Source organism: Sinanaerobacter chloroacetimidivorans (assembly GCF_018128545.1).
Taxonomy (GTDB): domain Bacteria; phylum Bacillota; class Clostridia; order Peptostreptococcales; family Anaerovoracaceae; genus Sinanaerobacter; species Sinanaerobacter chloroacetimidivorans.
In genome coordinates, this window is the sequence record NZ_JAGSND010000007.1 from 137,339 (window position 1) to 158,147 (window position 20,809).

A 20,809-nucleotide genomic window follows, 5' to 3' on the forward strand; every position below is an offset into this window, starting at 1 on the left:
TCACCCCCCGACCCGAAACAACGTTATTATTTGCTTTTTACTGAGCGAACACCATTGGCCGTTATTGAAAACATTGACACTGCATCCAGTTAGATCCGATAGAGGGTTCCGGCAAAAATTCGGAACGACGATTGAAATCGCACCTTCATGCCGGAAAAAGGGATTCGCTATATCGGTTTCTGATAAGTATGCCTCCCTTGGATGGGTATGGAGCTTGACCAATGCGAGTTCACCTTTTTTAAGGCTTTCAATAAGTTCAAGATTGCCTTCTTCTGGTATTTCCACCGACACGCCGAAGATGGTTTTTCTAGCCAGCTGCCTTGGCATGAAAACTCTTGTAATGGAAGCCGTGTTATTAAATTGTCTGGTTCCAATCCAATAGACCCTTGCTTCGAAGCCTTCTTTTCCTTTTTTTCTAGAGAACTCTTCCGTTGCGGTTGTGATTCTTCTTGGAACGCTGATTTCTCGGAAGAACAATGATCCGGCCATCATGATAAACATCCCCCTTCCGGGATCGTCCAGACATTATCGATATGTTGTTTGATGTTCTTTATCTGGCCAGCTAATATAAAGTTATTCCGGTATTTGTCAAATGGGCTATTTCGATGGCTTGGATGGGTATGATAAGAATATGTGCTGCTAATACAGATGACCGGATTAGGAAGCATATCGTGGCCGTCGGCTATTCCGCTACCAACTGGATATAACTCGGGCGGCAAATTCTTAAAATTAACTGGATCCACAAAGTAAAAGTGAAGCGGATCGAGATCGAAGTTAATATTTTCAATTTTCAGGTGGATATTCCTGCCAGTCTTGCCTACAGGGATTATAATTACGGCGAAATCTGTTTCCTGAAGGACGAGGGTAATCCCCCCGTTCTTCAGTTCATCGTCTGCCAGTAAATGTTCCATCTGATTTTTAAAATACTCGGCGCTCAGATCTTTGTGCATCTGTTTCACCCGTCAATATCCCCGGACTGGATGACACTGAGTATTAACTTCGTCTCATCGGCCAGGGAATAATGTCCAATGGTCTGCGCATTCTCCAGTAAGGCTCCGTTATAAAATAAGCCGTATTTATCTGTAGAAGTCCGGTCTATTTGAAAGTGCTGCACCGCTTTGTCAAAGACGTGTTCAATTTTCTGATGAATATTGAAGCTGTCACGGTAGTCACCTGCGACATACTTCACGATGAGGTGGATTTTACTATTGTTAGCGTTATCCTTATTGTCTTTATCGTTCTGTTCGTTTTGAATCATTTTTTCACTATTTTCCATGATTTAACCTCCAATCACATTACATATTGAGATACCCCGACGAAAGCATATTATTATTTGAGACATTCCCTCCTTTCCATTATTTGGACAATCTATTGTTAATTTATTTTTACACTGAAATTCCAAAAAGTCAATATGAATGTTAAAAATATTTATTACAATTATATTGCATATCACCATGGCATAGAGTAAAATATAATTAACAGGAGGTGTTAAATATGAATATGTCCGAGATTATTGGCCGGAATATTAATTCTCTTATGGCGGAAAATTCGGATACACTCGTTGATTTAGCCAAAATGATAGGAGTTACCAGACAAACCTTTGCCAATTATCTAAATGGCGAAAGCATAATAGACAGCGAAAAACTGTCAATACTTTCAAGATATTTTAAAAAACCCTTAGAATATTTTTTAGAGGAAGAGCATAATAAAATGTGCTTTATGTTTAGAGCATCTAACCCGAAAGAAAATGTAGATAATGCTTTTAAGACTCAGATCGAGAACGACATGAACGATTATTTTGAGCTTATTAATCTTTCGGGTGAACAGTTGGTCTATATCCCTGAACAATACAATTTAACAATTAAATATAATTCGAAAAATATTTCAGTTGATGACCCAGAATTGGATTTTAGCCTTTTTAAATATAAGCTACCAAAAGAATTAGACCAGATAATTGAAAGAATCGCGTATGAACAGCGGAAAAAGATGGGCGCTGAAGAGGAAGTTGGCGCCAATTTGGTTAAGTGCCTAGATGAAGCCGGGATACGAATCATCATGAAGGCCGTCGACAATGAAAACATATTTGGTATTTCTGCATTCCACCCTGAAAAAGGATGTTTTATTTTCATCAACAATAGTGAAAATATTACCGAAGAACGGAAATTATTTACAATTGCTCATGAATATGGACATCTGATTTTGCATCGTCAATACTATCAGGAATTAAGAGATAATGTATTTTACGGCAACAAAAAAACCATTCAGGAAGCCATGGCGGATGCCTTTGCAGGGTATTTCCTTTTGCCCAGGCATTTAATCAGAAGATATGAAAAATACTTTAATAGCACATTTTCAATAAGTGACCTTATCTATATAAAAAAGGAATTTCAGGTAAGTCTGATGTCGCTAGTCATGGCATTGAATAAATATGGATATATCAATGATGATGTAAAAAATAAAATATTCTTAATGCTTACAAGTAAAGGCTTTGTTAAAACTGAACCAGATCCATGCGAAAATCTGAAGCTGAAAATGTACGAAAAGTACCTATTTCTTATTAAATCATTATACCTGAGAGATAAAATCAGTATAAACAAGGTGGCGGAATTGTTGAATATCAGTGTCGCAGCAGCCAAGCAGGAGGCAGGATCGTGGATGAACTATGAAAATGAAATTTCGATTACGATATAGTGTCTTGTAATACGGCACCTACTCGACGGTGATCGATAAGAGTATCTTTACTGCCCGGCACCGATATCAATAGATATGGTAAGAGTTCGACTCACCTTCAAAAATAATATGATATCTATTTTCCATGTACAATACAAAAAATAAAATGTCACCTGAATAAGGTGGCATTTTTATTTTTTGTCTAAAGATCGGGAGAGTCGAACTCGAAAGAGCGTTCGACGTTAAGAAAACAGTCGTGGACTGTTTTTAGGTGAACGGTCCAAGCCTGTCGCACAGGTGCAGGACGGCAGATTTGCGAAATAGAGAGGGTATCGCAAATCTGTGTAACTCTCGCCACCTTCAGATATAAATAAGAAATTGCCTCAAATTAAACGTGGTATGAAATTTGAACTTTTTTTCGGATTTTCGGAATGTCCAGAATCATACCGTTTTTCTTATGCTCAAATGCTTATAAAAAAAGGGTTTGAGCTTTTTGTATAGTTTGAATCGTCTGAGCTCGTTTTGAGAAAACAGTAAAATTTCAGAATTTAAAAACCAAAAAATACGACTTTTGAACACCTTTGTCCAATTTTATTGTTTGTCCTGCTTCTTGAAAAACAAGCGTTCATGCGCATTTGGCGTTTTATAATTCAAAGTTATATGCGGACGTTCGTTATTATAACGGTTGATAAACCGCTCTACCCGTTCTTTCAATTCGTTTAATGAATGATAGTTGGTTCTATAAAGCTCTTCTCTCTTCATCGTTGAAAAAAATGACTCCATGACCGCATTGTGCTGTGGTCTTCCCGATGGAGAAAAGGATTGCTTTACACCACAGTTTTTGAGCAGATTCTGAAATGCATGCGACGTATATTGAGCACCGCGATCGCTATGAAAAATCAATCCGGCTTCAGGTCTGCGAGAGGAGTAAGCCTGCTTAAACGTAGCTGTGATGAGCTGAGTGCTGTGTTTTGTGAAATCTTATGGGCAACGACCTTTCTTGAATATAGATCGATGATGGCACAGATGTATTGAAATCTTGATTCATGCTTAAAGTAAGTTACATCGCTGACCCAAACCTGATTGGGAGCATGGACAGAAAATCGCATTTTCAGATGATCAGTCTTTTTTTTCTCTTTGAACTGTAAGTAATCCTGTTTTACGTAATTCCGAATACTGTGCAGATTCATTTCCTGCATTAATTTGGCGACCATTTTGTCACTCACTGCTACGCCTCTTTCTGACAAAACCGCTCTAATTTTTTTTGCTCCGTAGATTTGATCATTCTCTTCATATACCTGACGAATCAATTCGCTTAACTGATTTCTGCGAAATTGGTAACTGTTATTATCTTTTTTGCTCCGAAAGATATGATTGTAATAGGTGCCTCTATCCACATTCAGGGCTTCACAGAGCGTATGAACGCTGTATTGACCATAAAGCAGAGCCAGCTCGTGCAGCTTTTCTTTCAATGGAGTGGACGCAGTACAATTTACTTTTTGCAGCACCTCTATCTTTTGCTCGAGCTTTGTTATATACTGCTTCATTTTAGCAAATTCGCTTGCGCTTACGGCATATTCAGAATCAGCCTCATCTACTTTGTATGGTCTTATCCAATCGTAAAATGTGCTTCTGGCGATTCCCGCCTCCAAACAAATATCCGTTGCCGATTCACCGTTAAGATATCTTAGGACTAACTGATACTTTTCTTCTTTGCTTAGTTTCATGATTCAATTCCTCCTTCATTTGGGAAAAAATATAGATTTGCTTAAAATTGTATAGGTGGGGAATGAAACCATCAAGTGTGTAACGGAGAGCAGAGAAGTCTCTATATTACATTGCTAGAAATTATATTTAATTAAGGTTTCAATAATGTTTGGTACAATTAGACAACGATAGACCAAGTGCCTTTCCTTTGCTCGATTTCTGGAAATTTCTCTTGTAATGTAGCTGAGGTCATGCATCCGTAATTCAATAGTATCTCATTGGTGATACGTAGCAGAGTAACTACTTTTTCGAACATATAGAGCTCCCTGGCAGTTTTTGTTGTAATTGGAACTGGTGAAGGCGGCTTTTCCATTTGTATAAGCTGCTTCGAACCATATCGTATTTTGCACATAATTCCAGAGCGGTGGTGCCATTTCGATATAACTCAGATATATGCGCTCTTTCTTCTTCATATATAGCGTTTTACAAATATAAAACTTCCATTTTTATTTTTGAGTCGATTTATCATAGCATAACATAAAATAGTTAATATTCGAACCACCGCTTCAGGGGGTGACAGGCAGAAACGTCGATTATTAAAATAATCAATGGACGGCCTGCCTCTGGAATTAATAAATTTTACATACTTTTTCTTTGAAAATAAGGAAAAATCAGCTATAATATTTTTGAAAAGAATAAAATGGAGTTATTATCATCTTTTATACTTGAACATTAATTACGTTGAATACATTCGGAGAGTGCTTAGTGGAAAATAATAAGGAAAAACGAATAATTGCAGTCGATTTCTTTTGTGGCGCAGGGGGAGTGACTCGTGGATTACTCAACTCAGGAATTGAAGTTGTCTGTGGGATTGATTTAGATAGTACTGCAGAAATTACTTATACGACTAATAATAAAAACTCAGAGGGAAACCCTGTCAAATTTATTAATATTGATATTAATAAATTAGAATTTAAAACCATCCAAGAGATTCTAACACAATATAAATATGACGCTTTACTATTTGTTGCTTGTGCGCCGTGCCAACCCTTTACAAACCTTTCAACAATTAAAGTTAAGAGAGAGAAGGACCGGCAGTGCTTAATTCGTTTTGCAGATTTCGTTAAACATTTTAAACCAGACTATCTATTAATAGAGAATGTCCCCGGCATTGATTCTCCGAAATACGGAGGAATACTTAACCAGTTCAAAGAAAAAATATCGACATATGGATATCATTACAAGGATTCGAATATTAATGCAAAGTATTACGGAGTTCCGCAAAATCGCAATAGACGCATACTGATTGCATCCAAACATGATGGAATAGATTTCCCGAAACAAACACATGGTAAGAACTTGGAAGATATTGTTTCAGTAAAAAAATGGTTAAGTAAGTATAAACTACCTGCGATTAAAGCAGGCGAAACATGCTCTAATGACCCCCTACATAGAGCAGCTAATTTAAGTAAGAATAATTTGCTACGCATTGCAAATACAAAACATGACGGTGGGAATAGAAGTGAATGGATGAAAGTTAAACCCCTTCCGTGTTATGTTGACAATGAAAACGTATATACGGATGTCTACGGCCGAGTATATTGGGATAGGCCGGCTCCGACGATTACCACTAAGTTCTTCAGTTTATCAAATGGTCGATTTGGTCATCCGGAACAAAACCGCGCCTTATCATTGCGTGAAGGCGCGCTTTTACAAACATTTCCGATGGATTATACATTCCAAGGGTCTATGGGAATAATTGCAAAGCATATTGGGAATGCAGTCCCTGTATTATTAATAGAGACTTTAGGTAATCACATTATCAAAGAGTGTATGAAAAGGATTAGCAATAATTATTAAGGAGGGGTTAATATGAGTAACTTTACTACCAAATCCCGAACGATTGAATTACTTGGTAAAAAACAAATAAGAGACGGTGTCACAGCGTTAACAGAATTAATAAAAAATGCTTATGATGCTGATGCTAAAACCTGTCGTGTAATATTTAATGACTATAAAAATAGTAATTATATATTAATCTCAGATACTGGTTGTGGTATGACAAAGAAAGACATTCTAGAAAAATGGCTGGTAATCGGAACTGATTCAAAGTTTCAGAAAAAACGAGAAACGCCAAGCGGACGTGTAATGATGGGCGAAAAAGGAATTGGAAGACTAGCTGCTTCGACCCTTGGGAATCAATTACTAATGATTACAAAAGCTACTGATTCAAATGGATGGGAAATTATATTAATTGATTGGAATACATTCAATAATAAATTTGCATCATTAGATCAAATCAGTGTTGGGCACCTTTCAAATTGTGCAATAAAAGAGGCAAAGGATATAAGCACATATATCAATGAATTATTAATACCAGTCAAAGAGAATCTAAAAAAGAGCTTTTGGTTTGATGATGACAAAAATAATATTCAATTAAAAGGGGAGCTTGAGGAGCTATATTCTACAATAAAAAAAGAGCTAAATGACTATGAGGTCGATTATGTTAAATTATATAATCAGATGCAGTTAATTGAGAAGGCAGGTAGCGGGACACTCCTCTATATTACAAATATTAATGACGAGTGGTATAAAATACTTGGATCTGCAAAGGAATCGAGAAAAGAAATAGCTAGTAATGAGTATTCCTGGTCAAATTATAATAGGTTAAATACATTTATTTTTAATACAAATAATAGTACCAAAGATTTCGAAATAATAGTCTGGTGTAGGGATGAGATAAAGGAATTTTCATATGGATTCACAGATGAAGACTATAATAATTTCGATTTAAAAGTAAAGGGGAAGATATCTAAGGGTATTTTCACCGGAGAAATAAAAGCAATAAATGCTAATGAAGAAAAATTAAATGAGGCAAATAAAATACTCCAAAATGGATTAAATGTCTCACCTTCAGATATTGAAGAGACTACTGATTGTGGAGAATTTTTTATTGAATTTATGCAAATAGAAGGTACCGAAGCATTATCTTCGCTGAATGCGGATATTTGGCAGGCACAAGTCAGCAAATTAGCTTTATATGGCGGTATCTCCGTATACCGAGACGATGTTAGGATATTACCTTATGGAGAGCCTCGAAATGATTTCCTTGGCATTGAAGAACGTAGAACTAGGGGTGCTGGATATTATGTTTTCTCCCACAGAAGAATGTATGGGCGAATTGACATCTCTCGTGAAAACAATCCACTACTGGAGGATAAATCCAACAGAGAGGGATTAATTGAAAACAGAGCATATTTTTATTTTGTATCTACATTGCAAAAATTATTGATATTTCTTGCCACAGATATTATTAACGGGCTAGGCTTAAGAGAATCCTACACTAGATTTAATGATGAGACCAAGAAAGCTGCTGAACTTAATGACAGAATTGCAAAGGAGCAAGAGCGCCTTAATAAAGCTTATATTAAAGAAATCAAAGAAAGATTAGGATTATTAAATAAAAAAATAAAAAACGATCATTTAAAGGAAACCTTTAGAATAATTGAGGACGCACTTTCTAATCTAAATAATAATCAAGATACTAAAGTTTTATTTCAACTTGATGTAATTAATGATGCTATAATTAGAGCAAAAAATGATATAAATTGCATTACATCAGAAGTGATATCAATTGATAAAAAATTTGCACCTGTACTAGATAATGAATTAGTAATTTCAATTTATAGCGTCAACGAAAAATTAAAAGAATATTGTAGTCGTTATTCCACGATGCTGCGGCAATTTCAAAATAATTTAAATGAAATAAGGAGTGCCTTTGAAAAAACAAAATCACAATCTAATGAGTACATATCTTTAATACAAAATAAATGTAACGATTTAATAGAAATTATTCAAAAAGAAAAAAAGGATAGTATCTCCCGCAGTATTGCTAAAGAGCATATTAATAAATTATTAGGCTATTATAATAAAACTAAAATTGAGATAGAACAGGAGTTAAATGAAATTAATAACAATACCGCTAGTATATTGAATCAGAAATTATCAATACTGAATCAGACAAAATCAAATGTTAGTAACAATATTTACAATACAGAAGAATTGTTTGCTATTATTAATAACTTATCTGATTTAGAGGATATTCTAGATAATACCATTTCTTCTAAACTTAATAAATATGAAATGGTTGATAGCCAATATGAGTATTTACAAACATTAAATTCATTATTTGAGAGTGATATGCCAGCCGGCGATTATCTTGAAGGACTGATAGCTGTTAATAATTCACTCCGCCAAGAAAATACAATTCTATCAGAGTTAGCGAATGTAGGCTTAGCTGCTGAAGTTGTCGATCACGAATTTAATCAGTATTTTACTAACGTCAAATATGCGATTAATAATCTTAGTACTTCAATAAAGGACAATAATCAGAAGTATTGGTTAAATCAAATATATGTAGGATTTAACGCAATATCTAATAGACACTCGCAGCTTTCACCTACATATCGTAGTAAAAATCTTTGGAAACGCGATGTCTTAATAAGAAAGACAATTGATGATTTAACGGACTTTTTTAGAATTCGTTTGGACAGAAATAATATTTCAGTGATTAATGAAGTTGATGGAGAAATAGCAATATACACATCACCATCAAAGCTACAGCCGATTTTATCAAATTTAATTGATAACTCAATTTATTGGTTACAAAGTGCTAAAAAGAAAAAAATTATATGGTACTTTGATGTCACAAAAAACGCTTTGTATATTGAAGATACAGGACCAGGAATTCCGAATTATTTAAGAGAAAAGATTTTTGAACTGTTCTTTACAACAAAGCCAAATAATTCGGGCCGGGGTATTGGCCTTTATATATCGAAGAAATTGTTGAATATGGATGGCTTTGGAATTTCTTTAGTCAATGGTAGGATAGGAGACGGAGCTTGTTTTGAGATAACTTTTGGGGGAAGGGTTGAAAATGAGTAGTAGTAATCAGTTGCAATGCCAAAATGTTCTTAAAAATTACTTTAACAACATTATAATGCTGGATGATGATTTCAGATTTGTTTTGGGCAATTCAATCAGTCAGAATGATGGTATTGCAAAATTTGAACTATCGCATGAGGATGTTGATCCTGCAGCAATGGATGTTGTAGGTGATATTGAAAACAATTTAATTGTTGAGGAGCTAATTAAAGAAGAACCAATTAAAGACGAATCAATTTCCAATGTTTTATATTACTGTCGTGAAAGAAATATGAATCTTTTCCCGTATGAGTTTAAAGACTCAGAAAGCTTTGATGTATATAAATTTATCAACTTCGCGAAAAAGTTCACCTGGATAATTCTTGATTGGAATATACCAGATCAAACCCAAATATACAATGAAGTAATAAAAACATTTGGAAGCGACAAGAGATTAAGGTTTATTACAATCTACACTGATAGTGATGATTTAAATCCTATTAAGGAATCGATTTTTAAAATAGCGAAAGAATTCAATTTTAATTTAGATTCTATAAGTGAGGAGAATTCACTATACCAAATTGGAAGCATAATTATTTTCCTTCAGCAAAAAACCGAATGTGAATTATCAAAACTACTGGATACTTTTTCACTAACTATGTTGGACAATTTCGGAGAGCTTTTTTTAGCAATTTTACAATATTCCCAGGTCATTGAAGAGAAATCATCGGAAGTATTAATGAAAACAACAAATCCTTTTAAAATACTAGCCCTTATGCAAGTGTTAAAAAACGATACAACTCAAGAAGGATTTAATAAAGAGCTAAACAAAGTCATATCTGAAAATATTTTAGCATTTGCATCATTACCCGTCGAAACAACGGAATACATTAAAGAAAATATTATTAATCACATTAAGGAATACACAAAAAAAATGACAGTTATTAAAGACTGTTGTGAATGCTATCAAGGAAAAGAAACCAAGCCTAAATTTATAACTTCATATACTGATGATATGTTGTCAGACATTCTTAAAGACAGTGAAATCGATAAGTTGTTTGAGTATTTCAATAATATGAATTTTTCAGCTCTTGATAAACCCCCGATCCAATTTACAGCAGATTTGTTAACAAATATGAGCTTTAAGAATAGTGTGTACCCCAATTTATTGGATTGTATCATCCTGGGATCATTAAAGCCAAATGATACCATGATAGATTTGAAAAAGCATTATGGAGAGGCCCTACTCAAATTACTTGAGTTTACTAAATATGACAAATATAGTGAAGATGAGGTTTTTGAAGAACGTTTGGATAAAGGTGGTATTGAACTAGATAATTTGTTTTCAATAGGTGATGTCTTTGAATTAAAAGATAGAAAAAGAGACTATTACGAATATCTCTTATGCATTACTCCTGAATGTGATACTTTACGACTTAGCAGTAGTATCAACGAAAGAGTAACATTTATACCCGGGCATGTGATATCATGGAGAGATTATAAAAAGCATATTGAAAATAACAATAAATATAAACAATATGTAAGTCTCCTTCCTTGCTGTAATAAGAAAGGAGAGCATATAGTTCCTGTTGAGTGGGATTTTTATAGTGTACATATGTTTAATCTTAAGTCGAAAGAGGACAAAGAAAGAGTAAAGAGATATAAGAGATATTATAATATGAGGTATGAATATACCAAACAAATCCAATCTAAATTTATTAGTTATTTTTTACGTAATGGGGTGGACGAGCTTTTTATAAAGGACAAAAATGTAAGTTTCGGCGATATGCTTATCGATATGATAATGTAAGCATAAATGGTGATATTATGGACATTCATTCCAAGGAAACTAGAAGCTTTAATATGTCAAGGATAAAGAGTAAAAACACAAAACCAGAAGTTCTTGTTAGAAAATATCTCTTTTCTTTAGGGCTAAGGTTTAGGATTAATGTTACTACTTTACCGGGAAAACCGGACATTGTCCTTCCCAAATATAAAACGATTATCTTTGTTCATGGCTGCTTTTGGCATGGCCATGAGAATTGTAAGCGAGCTCAACTCCCCAAAACAAGAACAGAATGGTGGGCAAGTAAGATTTCAGCGAATAAGATAAGAGACGCATATAATATTCAGAAGTTAATTGAACTTGGATGGAGTGTAATAACGATATGGGAGTGCCAGTTAAATAAGGCCGATGATCATCTTAAAGAAATTGTTGATTCAATCAGAATAGGTTGTTAGTTTGAAATAAACCATGGGGGCAAGAATGTGATACCTATTGATCCGAAAACTTGTAAGAACTTTATTGATGAAATATCAATTTATGAAAGCGACGTTGAAAAACTTGTGACGTATTTTATTGTAAGATACCTTGATAAGGGTCTTGAGTTTCATAATATTGTATTAAGGAGTAAAATTCTTTTTGAAATTTCTTTAGATAATATAAAAGAATTATACCTAAGGCTTGAAGCCGTGCCTGAAAAAATTAGAACTACAGCACGAAATGACCTTAACTTTATACTATTTGTTCGTAATCGACAAATGATATGCGATAAACAAATTAAAGATCTGCTAATAAATCCAGAATACAAATTGTGTATTGAGGATATTTTGTTTCACTTAGAGTATACAGTCAAACTTATAGAAGGGGGTAAACCTTTCCTTGGCCAACCCAACAATAAAAAAATCTCCTCTTCACAATTAGAACATCTACAGGAAAGTTTTGATGTAGTTGTCGAATACATCATTAAAAATTCTTTGCCATTTTCGTATAAAACTCCATTGAAATCAAAATTCCAAAATATCTGTGATCAATTTTTTTTATTAACGTCATATCTAAAATCATTCCGAGATTTGTTGGAAGAGCATTCCTATCGAAGTTACATTCCGTACCTATTAGATGATTACTGGATTTTAAACAGAAACCCTGAATATTGGGCTAAGATGGAGAAATATAGGGATCTAAACGATATTTATCAAGAGGAAATAGATAAAACACTTGATGAGGAAGTAGATCTTATGCAGAACGTTGGAGCCTTAAAAATACATGGGGACAATGAAGTTGTAAGGATTGATTTTGCAAAAGCCAGTGAATTTGCGGTAGCAATGCAAATTCACCAAAATTATAAAAAATTAATAGATATTTATGGTGATCCAGATACAGAATTTACATATCGTGATAGGAATTATTCTGTTAATGATCTGCTTTGCCTAATAAAAGCAGTATACGCGTATATTACTGAACAAAATGAAGATAAGAGAAATATTAAATCAGCGTTTTTGTGTCTCATGGGTAGAAAAGCGCTACTAAGAGCAATTGGATTAGATAATGCGAAGGAAGGCAATTTATTAGACCTTTTGTCATATGATTTAAATAATGATGTAAACAAACATTATTTAGTACATGACAAAGTGTTATTAAAAAGTGATAACTTATTTTTTATTCTTCCATCAAGGATTAACGAAATTGCAATAGAGAGAATGCTTGACAAGATATTAACAAATCAAGTTGCAGTTAATTTTAAAAGAGAAAATAAGAGTGAACAAAAAGGATTTGTATTTGAAGATAACCTGGAAAATTTTTTTAAGTCTATGGGGTTAAAATTTGGAAGAGTCCCTCAGAACAAAAATAGAGGTGTTCCAGAAATCGATGGAATGTTTGTTTTTGATAATTACGTCTTCATATATGAAGCGAAAGCTTCAATCCTTCCGAATTCGGCTATTGATACTTATAATTTCCTAAAGGATACATTACTAAAGGCCAGAGAGCAGATTGATTGTCGTATGTTTCTAATATTGGAAAACCCTGATGCCAAGGCTTATATTGAACAGAAGTCAGGCATTGATATTGAAAACCTCAATTTAGCTCCGTTCATTCTTCTAAACCATCGTAAATTTTCAGGGTACAAGGAATTAAAATCTTCATTCTCGGACTTTTATTTTCCGGTGGTATGTTTTGATGATCTTAAAACTATCCTAGCCCAACGGATAGTACCCGTTTGGAATTATAATAAAGATAAGGACATGTATGCTAGAAGTGTTAATCCTTTAAATACTGGTGAAGAATTATGGAATTTTATGCTAAATCAGTTTGAGAATTTAGAAACAATGGAAGAACCAATTGTTCATTTAAATGATTTAGGGGTAGGATATCAGATTGTTAGACCAACCATTATAGATGATACTACGCCTACCAAATTTCAGCGTAAAACACCAGGAGGATGATATAAAAATGTCTATTAAAGAGGATATAGATGCATTACTAACTCCAACAAATCAAGTCGATTGGTATTACTACTCCAGACAGACAATAAAACAATTTCCTTTTACATCTCCAGAAGGTTTTATTGATGATCTATTTCGTACTGCTCAAAAGCAAATGCTAATTATTAATCAAGGTCCAGAGTATAATGGAACGCATAAATATTTTAGAGCAAGTCATTCTGTATCGGCATATTTTATAGGAATTTTACTCGCGCGAAATATACAAAGAATAGGTGATTTTGAAATTAATTATCCTCATTTAAATTTAAGCTTTTATTATCTATGGAATTTGGTTTGCCTATTTCATGACCAAGGCTATGGTATAGAAAGTAATAAGCAATTAGCCGAAGAATTATTAGCGTTAGATATGCCGGAATGGTACATGTATAAAGCAAATAAAAGCCCAGAAGAAAAGCAATCATATTACAGGATGAGGGCTATGCGGCACCTTTTGGATATTAATAGCTCAATTTGGTTTGGCCCTTATGCGGGTCATTTTGGTAGAAATGTGAACATGGGTACTGATGCTGATAATTTTCCATCTAACCAGGAATTAGCTCGTACCTTACGTAAATTCTATATCCCAAACACAATTCAAATTAAGGCTGCAAACGGACAAGAAATAAAAGTCCCTTCATTTCCAAGCAAAACAATTTCAAGATACTTTGATTTAAGATTAACACTGGATGGTAAATGCGATCATGGAATTGTAGGCGGGTTTCTTTTTTTTGATTGCATAACTAAAAACTACATAAAAGCGTTTCAGAGTGAATTCCAAGAAAATAGAAACAGCCAGTTTAGTAATTTTGTACATAACGGCCTTCTGTTTTGCGGCGAACAGATACCTATATTTGCCTATATTGCGGATTGTATTATATCGCATAACTTATGGGAGCCAGGTGAAAACCTTACGCGTGTAAACACATACAAAGAATATGGGCTGGACTTGTTAATTGGAAAGGCATATCCGAAAGTCAATCTTAATAATCCATTACTATTCGTTCTTGCGATTGCGGACACAATTGATCCTATAAAAGTATTTTGTCGAGGTTCTGTTTTTTCTAATATACAGATGATACTTGAAAGTATTAATTTGCATGTTTCAAATAATACTATTGATATTCAAATTAACAATTGCTCGCTCGACTTTAATAGATATTGCAATGAAATTAAAAACTTGCAAGATTGGGTTGAAGTTTCTGTAGATATCAAACCGCAGAGTAGAGCTATCCATATTCATTGGTAATAGTCAGATAATACTTTGCAAAGGAATCTTAATTGTCACTTACAGCTATCAACAGATATATGAGTAAGAGTTCGACTCCCCCGAGTTTTCAGACATGACATTCAAATCTCGTGCACTTGACAAGATAGGTTGACAAGTTTTCAATAAGAAAGCTTGTCAATTTTCTTTTATTCATGCGGCTTCTGAGGATTTTGGAGAGCAAAATTACCACAGGAAAAGGTGAGTCGAACTCACATCAAAACAGAATAAAAAAGTATCAGTACGATGGTGATAAAAAGCTATCGCCTTTTTTCTTATTTAAATTTAATGAAATGACAAATAAAATTACCAAGGGTTGCGCAAGTCTTTTCAAAGCACAGAATGTAAAATGGCAAATAGAGTATGCTGTGGATACAATGCCCAGGCTGATAGTGAACTTATAATCAATAGAGAAGAAGCCAGGGTGATTCGCTGGATTTTCAATCGTTACCTTGAAGGTGACAGCTTTGGCAAAATCACTTCCGGATTAGAAAAGCAGGGTATCTCCTCGCCAACAGGAAAAGCAAAATGGAATAGTGAAGCAATTTCCAAACTGCTCTCAAATGAAAAATATACCGGTTCCGTTTTACTGCAGAAAACAATGAGCTTTGGTGGTGTACAGTTTAAAAGCAACGGAGAGTTAGAACAGGCACTAATCAGAAACCACCATGAGGCGATTATTTCGATTCGGGACTTTGAAAGGGTGCAGCAGATCAAAAATGAACGTGCGAAGTCTCAAACATAGGAAGGTGGTATAAATTTGTCATTTTAGCAGGAAATATATGCAAGCAGCGGGGAAATAAGGTAGTCTTAGTTTATAAGAAGGAAAGACAAATCGCTATGGATGATAGAACCTTTACGTTTCCACATGAGCATTTAGAAGGACCATAGCCGAAGGAAAATTCAATGCGGAAAGTCCACCTTCTGCATATCTTACGAGCCTTTATGGCATCTATTAAGCTTTTTCGTTGTGCTCATGTGCAATCTGTATGTCGGTATACTTTGAATACTCCTCGTATACATGCGGATCCAGCTGCCAGTCGGTGATGATGGAATCCACAGCAGAAAGAGGCGCGACAGGATATAATGCTGAACGACCGAACTTCGCATTTTCTGCAAGACAATAAGACTTATTTGTTTGCGCTAACATAGCGATCTTGCCTTTGGCCTCCAATTCGCTGGTGGTACACAAGCCGAATTGAGCATTGATTCCATTTACACCAAAGAAAACCTTGTCAAAATGAAGACGGCTGATTTGTTCGATTGTTGTTGGCCCTTCCACTGTTTGAGCGTTGACTATATATACCCCGCCCAACACAATAATCTGATAAGAGCTGTGCTGCCTTATGATGATATTCAAAATATTAATGGAATTGGTGACCACCGTTAATGTTTCTACTGTAAGATATTCCGCCATTAATGTGGTAATGGTACTGGAATTCAATGCAATAACATCTCCGTCTTCCACTAAAGTAGCGGCATGCTTTCCGATAGCCTTTTTAAGTTCATAGTTTTTTGTTTTTTTCTGATTGAAATCGTAATCGTGCTGCAGATATTGTGTTAAAATCGCTCCGCCGTGGCTTCTTTTTATAAGTTCGGCTTTCTCCATCAATGTCAGATCCCTGCGAATCGTGGAAGGAGAAACTTTGAGATATTTGGCCAAATGTTCAATTGAGGTACTTTTACTGTCATTGAGGATGTTTAATATTTGTATTTTTCTTTCTTCTTGAAACATTATGATCATGCAGCAAAGGGGGCTGGTAGCTTCCTATGCGACTCTCCTTTTTTCGTTCTAATGGGCATATGTTAACTTCTCTATTATACTTTAAAAACGCTCAAAAATGCAATAGTGTCCTTCTATATTTATTTTAATAATGCACATTTGGAAAATTCCAATCAAAAAATCAGTCCATTTTTAGTAATTTACTCAAGACGCTAGTTTTTGTGCGTAAAATTAGTTAATCGCATTGACTATTTTGCTAATTTATGGTAAAATTTTTTTAAAAATTAGCAAAAATGAGCAAAAGGAGGAGAAGGCGATGTTGGTTAATACCATAGAGCTTTTAAGGGAGGCAAAGCGTAGCAAGTGTGCAATTCCGGCAATAAACGTATTTAACTTGGCTGGTATTAAAGGTGCTATTGCTGCAGCTGAGGCGTCGAATTGTCCTTTAATTGTCAGTCTGGCCGAAGTGCATATTGAAGCAATGGAGATCGAAGAAATCGCTTATATCTTTCGGTATTACGCCGAAAGAGTCCCACAGAAAATCGCGTTGCATTTTGACCATGGGCTTACGCCTGCATACATAAAAAGAGCAATTGATGCAGGGTTTACATCTGTAATGATTGACGGATCCAGTTTGGGCTATGAAGAAAATGTCAAGGTTTGCCGAGAAATAGTAGCATATGCTCATATGAAAAATGTTAGCGTGGAGGGGGAAATCGGCCATGTTGGGGAAGGTGAATCGTATTTGGATCCGGAGAAAGACGATTCACAGCTGACGACGGTGGAAGATGCCGTTTCTTTTGCGTTGGAAACCGGTCTTGATTCTCTTGCTGTTTCTATCGGTACAGCACATGGCGCTTATGCAGGCGTCCCTGAATTGGATTTCAATCGTTTGCATAATATTGCTGCCAATGTAAGCATTCCTTTGGTGCTGCATGGCGGCTCAGGCTCCGGCGATGAAAACCTCAACAAGTGTGTTCGCACTGGGATTGTTAAGGTCAATATCTTTACTGATACGAAGGTGGCCGCAAAGAAGAGAATTGAAAGTGTTGGCGGTGACTATTACAAAGATTATTTTTCCGCTATAGAAGGAATCAAATCATGTGTCTTACATTATTATAAGGTGTTTGAGACTGCCAAGGGGAATTTCTAAGACATTAGCGGACACATTTCTTGCTTTTAAATTGAGATGTATTTATATTGCAACCTAAATTAGAGAAAAGTTGAATACGAATAATATAGGGGTGGATGTTATGTGTGATGTTATTTGGGATTCGAATAAGATGATTTTCGGAGAGGAAAATATTGAGAGTATTAGTTTGCAGAACCATACGTTTAAATGCATTTTTGATGATGTTTCGGTATGCATTGTGATTGTAAATAAATTTGGGAATATCAGAATGGTGAATAAAGCGTATGCTGATTTTCTAGGCGTTGAACGGGAAGAAGTTATTGGAAAGGACGTAACAAAGGTTATTGATAACACCAGATTGCACATTATCCTTCAGACAGGGAAGCCGGAGATTGGACAAATACAGCGTCTAAGGGGTCATGATGCGATAACCGACAGGATTCCGATTATAGAAGATGGAAAAGTGATCGGTGCTATCGGGAAAGTAATTTTTAAGGATATGCAAGAAGTCAATACAATGTATAAAAAGCTGGAAACATTAAGAGCAGAACTCAATTATCATAAAGAGCAAGGTAAAGAAAATAGCTTTACGCTGAAGGATATAATCGGAGACAATTATAAAATGGTTGAATTAAAAGCCACAGCGTTAAGAGTTGCACAGTTTGATTCCACCGTATTGATAACAGGAGAGAGCGGTACCGGCAAAGAGGGTTTCGCCAATGCCATACATGAATTAAGTAAGCGTAAGGGTCAGAATTTCGTAAAAATAAACTGCGCCGCAATTCCTGAAAACATATTGGAAGCGGAATTATTTGGATATGAGGAGGGTGCTTTTACGGGGGCAAAGCATGGAGGCAAAATTGGAAAGTTTGAGTTGGCGCATAGAGGTACTATCTTTTTGGATGAAATTGGGGATATGAGTTTTACGACGCAATCAAAGATATTGCGTGTCTTACAAGAAAAAGAAATTGAAAGGGTTGGAGGGAATGGAAGGAAAAAGATAGATGTGAGAATCATAGCGGCGACGAATCAAAATTTGTTTGAGAAAATAATCGAGGGGAAATTTAGGGAAGACCTGTATTACCGATTGAATGTGCTAGCTTTTGAAATTCCTCCGCTGAGGGAAAGGTCTGATGATGTTCGCCAGCTATGTTATTTTTTCCTGAAAAAGTATAATGAAAAGTTCGGTACCGATATCGAAAAAATTGATGAAGAGGTCTTAGATTGCTTAGAGAAATATAAATGGCCGGGCAATGTTCGTGAGCTTGAGAATACCATTGAAAGAGCATTCGCTTATGCAAATGACAACATTATAAAAAAAGAACATCTGCCGAAGAAAATGGTCAAAGATAACCCTGATATTCCGATTGGGCATTTAGGGATCATGTTAGAAGGATATGAAAAGCAGATCATTTTCAAAGCGCTGGAGACTTATGGCTGGAATAAGAGCAAAACTTCAAAAGCCCTTGGAATTAATAGGGCAAACCTGTATAAAAAGATGAAAAAATATAATATCTACGGTGGCTAAGAACCAATGCCGTAAAGTTAAGAAATTGCAGTGAATTAGAGAACAGAGTATGTAGAAATTGTACTCTGTTCTTTTTGCGTTGCTTCTCTTGCCCAATGTCTTCACTGAATGACATTGCGGTAAAGACAGAACTGTCGCGGAAGCAATACAGCATATCAAAAAGTAACACCGTGTGGTTACCCTTGCATAATGAAGGTTTATACTTTCTTCATGTTGAAAGTGTATCTAAAAGTAACAACTTGGGTTTTCGAGGTCGTGTATTTGTAGCCTTTAAGGGTTGGTACACTTCTTGCTTTTGAAATGTTGTGAATGTAAAACATACTTATGTTTTGATCTAAATCAGAAAAAGGAGGTGTACTTTAAATCTAAAAGTTGATACTGAATCGTTATTTTTAATGTCTTTAATAAAATTCAAAAATGAGGAGGATTTTTCAATGTACGATTTTTTAATGCCATCAGTCAATTTTATGGGCGCAGGTTCAGTTAAGGTAGTGGGTGAGCGGAGCAAGATGCTAGGTGGAAAAAAGGTGCTTTTGGTTACCGATCCTGGTATGGTGCAATGTGGCATACTGGATATCGTAAAAGGATATCTGGAAGAAGCTGGATTGAAAACAGTGTTGTTTGACGGAGTCGAACCCAATCCCAAAGACAAAAATATAGCGGCTGGATTGAAGGTGTATAAAGAGGAAAAATGTGACATGATTGTAACCGTAGGAGGAGGGAGCGCCCATGACTGCGGAAAAGGAATTGGAATCATGGGATCACATCCAGGCAACATTTATGATTACGCTGGAATCGAAACGCTTACAAATGATCTTCCTCCTGTAGTCTGCGTCAATACAACGGCCGGAACGGCCAGTGAAGTAACGCGCCATTGTGTTGTGACAAATACGGACTTAAATGTGAAGTTTGTTGTTGTAAGCAGTAAAAATACGCCAAGCCTTTCCATTAACGATCCAGAGCTTATGGTGAAAAAACCGGCAGGGTTAACAGCCGCCACAGGCATGGATGCGCTGACCCACGCTGTGGAATGCTATGTTTCCCTGGGAGCAAATCCAGTAACAGATGCATGCGCTATCCAGTCAATAAAGTTAATCTCAAAATACTTAAGATTGGCGGTAGCCAATGGAGAAAATCTCGAGGCCAGGGAGAATATGGCGTACGCTTCATTGCTGGCAGGAATGGCATTTAACAATGGCGGCTTGGGATATGTGCATGCTATGGCTCACCAATTAGGTGGATTCTATGATATGGCTCACGGTGTCGCAAACGCTATTTTGCTTCCTCATGTTGAGCGGTACAATATGATATCAAACTTGGAAAAATTTGCAAATATAGCAGAGTTCATGGGTGAAAATATACAGGGTCTATCATTAAGAGACGCATCTGTAAAAGCAATCGACGCAATCGCTCAATTGTCACAGGATGTTGGAATTCCAAGCGGACTGGCTCAGTTTAAAGTGAACCCTGATAGCTTTGAAAAAATGGCTCAATATGCCTTAAAGGATGGAAATGCAGGGAGCAATCCAATAAAAGGAACGGAAAAAGATATTATAAAAATATTTGAAGCTGCGATGTAATTTAAAAAGAGTAAAAAAG

Annotated in this window: 18 protein-coding genes; 11 read left to right on the top strand and 7 right to left on the bottom strand. The window is 35.5% G+C overall.

The features are described 5' to 3' along the window. Genes KCX82_RS12025 through KCX82_RS12035 form a run of 3 tightly spaced genes read right to left on the bottom strand, consistent with a single transcriptional unit; the run spans position 1 to position 1,276 of the window. The gene (locus KCX82_RS12025) at positions 1–492 is read right to left on the bottom strand and encodes a hypothetical protein (protein WP_227018713.1); all 492 of its coding nucleotides are present in this window, start codon (positions 490–492) and stop codon (positions 1–3) included. After that, the gene (locus tag KCX82_RS12030) at positions 489–959 is read right to left on the bottom strand and encodes a hypothetical protein (RefSeq protein ID WP_227018714.1); all 471 of its coding nucleotides are present in this window, start codon (positions 957–959) and stop codon (positions 489–491) included. Before KCX82_RS12030 ends, KCX82_RS12025 begins: the two co-directional genes overlap by 4 nt. Continuing rightward, positions 956–1,276: a hypothetical protein gene (locus tag KCX82_RS12035; protein WP_227018715.1), complete on the bottom strand. Its 321-nt coding sequence runs from the start codon at positions 1,274–1,276 to the stop codon at positions 956–958. The genes KCX82_RS12030 and KCX82_RS12035 overlap by 4 nt, the downstream gene beginning before the upstream one ends. Positions 1,277–1,494: 218 nt before the next feature. On the opposite strand from KCX82_RS12035, the gene KCX82_RS12040 reads away from it, so the two are divergent. Beyond that, positions 1,495–2,691, top strand: coding sequence for an XRE family transcriptional regulator (locus KCX82_RS12040; protein ID WP_227018716.1), 1,197 nt, complete (start codon positions 1,495–1,497; stop codon positions 2,689–2,691). 570 nt (positions 2,692–3,261) lie between these two features. Here KCX82_RS12040 and KCX82_RS23380 read toward each other — a convergent pair. The 3 genes from KCX82_RS23380 to KCX82_RS23255 all read right to left on the bottom strand — a co-directional run bounded on the left by KCX82_RS23380 (position 3,262) and on the right by KCX82_RS23255 (position 4,854). Further along, positions 3,262–3,573 (bottom strand): transposase, encoded by a 312-nt coding sequence (locus KCX82_RS23380; RefSeq protein WP_465250654.1) that lies wholly within the window; start codon positions 3,571–3,573, stop codon positions 3,262–3,264. Beyond that, positions 3,570–4,397, bottom strand: a complete 828-nt coding sequence (locus KCX82_RS12050; RefSeq protein WP_227018717.1) for an IS3 family transposase — start codon at positions 4,395–4,397, stop codon at positions 3,570–3,572. Before KCX82_RS12050 ends, KCX82_RS23380 begins: the two co-directional genes overlap by 4 nt. A gap of 280 nt (positions 4,398–4,677) precedes the next feature. Continuing rightward, positions 4,678–4,854, bottom strand: coding sequence for a helix-turn-helix domain-containing protein (locus tag KCX82_RS23255; RefSeq protein WP_405127695.1), 177 nt, complete (start codon positions 4,852–4,854; stop codon positions 4,678–4,680). Between the two features lie 288 nt (positions 4,855–5,142). On the opposite strand from KCX82_RS23255, the gene KCX82_RS12055 reads away from it, so the two are divergent. From KCX82_RS12055 to KCX82_RS12085, 7 genes are all read left to right on the top strand, one after another. Next, positions 5,143–6,237: a DNA cytosine methyltransferase gene (locus KCX82_RS12055; protein WP_227018718.1), complete on the top strand. Its 1,095-nt coding sequence runs from the start codon at positions 5,143–5,145 to the stop codon at positions 6,235–6,237. 12 nt (positions 6,238–6,249) lie between these two features. Next, the gene (locus KCX82_RS12060; protein WP_227018719.1) at positions 6,250–9,321 is read left to right on the top strand and encodes a sensor histidine kinase; all 3,072 of its coding nucleotides are present in this window, start codon (positions 6,250–6,252) and stop codon (positions 9,319–9,321) included. Continuing rightward, on the top strand, positions 9,314–11,110 hold the full coding sequence (locus tag KCX82_RS12065) for a response regulator receiver domain (protein WP_227018720.1): 1,797 nt from the start codon (positions 9,314–9,316) through the stop codon (positions 11,108–11,110). The genes KCX82_RS12060 and KCX82_RS12065 overlap by 8 nt, the downstream gene beginning before the upstream one ends. Positions 11,111–11,127: 17 nt before the next feature. Next, positions 11,128–11,541: a very short patch repair endonuclease gene (locus KCX82_RS12070; RefSeq protein ID WP_227018721.1), complete on the top strand. Its 414-nt coding sequence runs from the start codon at positions 11,128–11,130 to the stop codon at positions 11,539–11,541. 27 nt (positions 11,542–11,568) lie between these two features. Further along, the gene (locus KCX82_RS12075; protein ID WP_227018722.1) at positions 11,569–13,524 is read left to right on the top strand and encodes a hypothetical protein; all 1,956 of its coding nucleotides are present in this window, start codon (positions 11,569–11,571) and stop codon (positions 13,522–13,524) included. 7 nt (positions 13,525–13,531) lie between these two features. Next, complete coding sequence (locus KCX82_RS12080) at positions 13,532–14,809, top strand: hypothetical protein (protein WP_227018723.1); 1,278 nt, start codon at positions 13,532–13,534, stop codon at positions 14,807–14,809. 367 nt (positions 14,810–15,176) lie between these two features. After that, on the top strand, positions 15,177–15,572 hold the full coding sequence (locus KCX82_RS12085) for a recombinase family protein (protein ID WP_227018724.1): 396 nt from the start codon (positions 15,177–15,179) through the stop codon (positions 15,570–15,572). A gap of 210 nt (positions 15,573–15,782) precedes the next feature. On the opposite strand, the gene KCX82_RS12090 is transcribed toward KCX82_RS12085, so the two are convergent. After that, positions 15,783–16,562: a DeoR/GlpR family DNA-binding transcription regulator gene (locus KCX82_RS12090; protein ID WP_227018725.1), complete on the bottom strand. Its 780-nt coding sequence runs from the start codon at positions 16,560–16,562 to the stop codon at positions 15,783–15,785. A gap of 304 nt (positions 16,563–16,866) precedes the next feature. Here KCX82_RS12090 and KCX82_RS12095 point away from each other — a divergent pair, with 304 nt between their 5' ends. The 3 genes from KCX82_RS12095 to KCX82_RS12105 all read left to right on the top strand — a co-directional run bounded on the left by KCX82_RS12095 (position 16,867) and on the right by KCX82_RS12105 (position 20,790). Continuing rightward, complete coding sequence (locus tag KCX82_RS12095; protein WP_227018726.1) at positions 16,867–17,703, top strand: class II fructose-bisphosphate aldolase; 837 nt, start codon at positions 16,867–16,869, stop codon at positions 17,701–17,703. A 100-nt stretch (positions 17,704–17,803) separates the two neighbouring features. Next, positions 17,804–19,210 (top strand): sigma-54 interaction domain-containing protein, encoded by a 1,407-nt coding sequence (locus KCX82_RS12100; RefSeq protein ID WP_227018727.1) that lies wholly within the window; start codon positions 17,804–17,806, stop codon positions 19,208–19,210. A 434-nt stretch (positions 19,211–19,644) separates the two neighbouring features. Next, entirely contained in the window at positions 19,645–20,790 is a 1,146-nt protein-coding gene (locus KCX82_RS12105; RefSeq protein WP_319633352.1) for an iron-containing alcohol dehydrogenase, read from the top strand. The last annotated feature ends 19 nt before the right edge of the window (positions 20,791–20,809 follow it).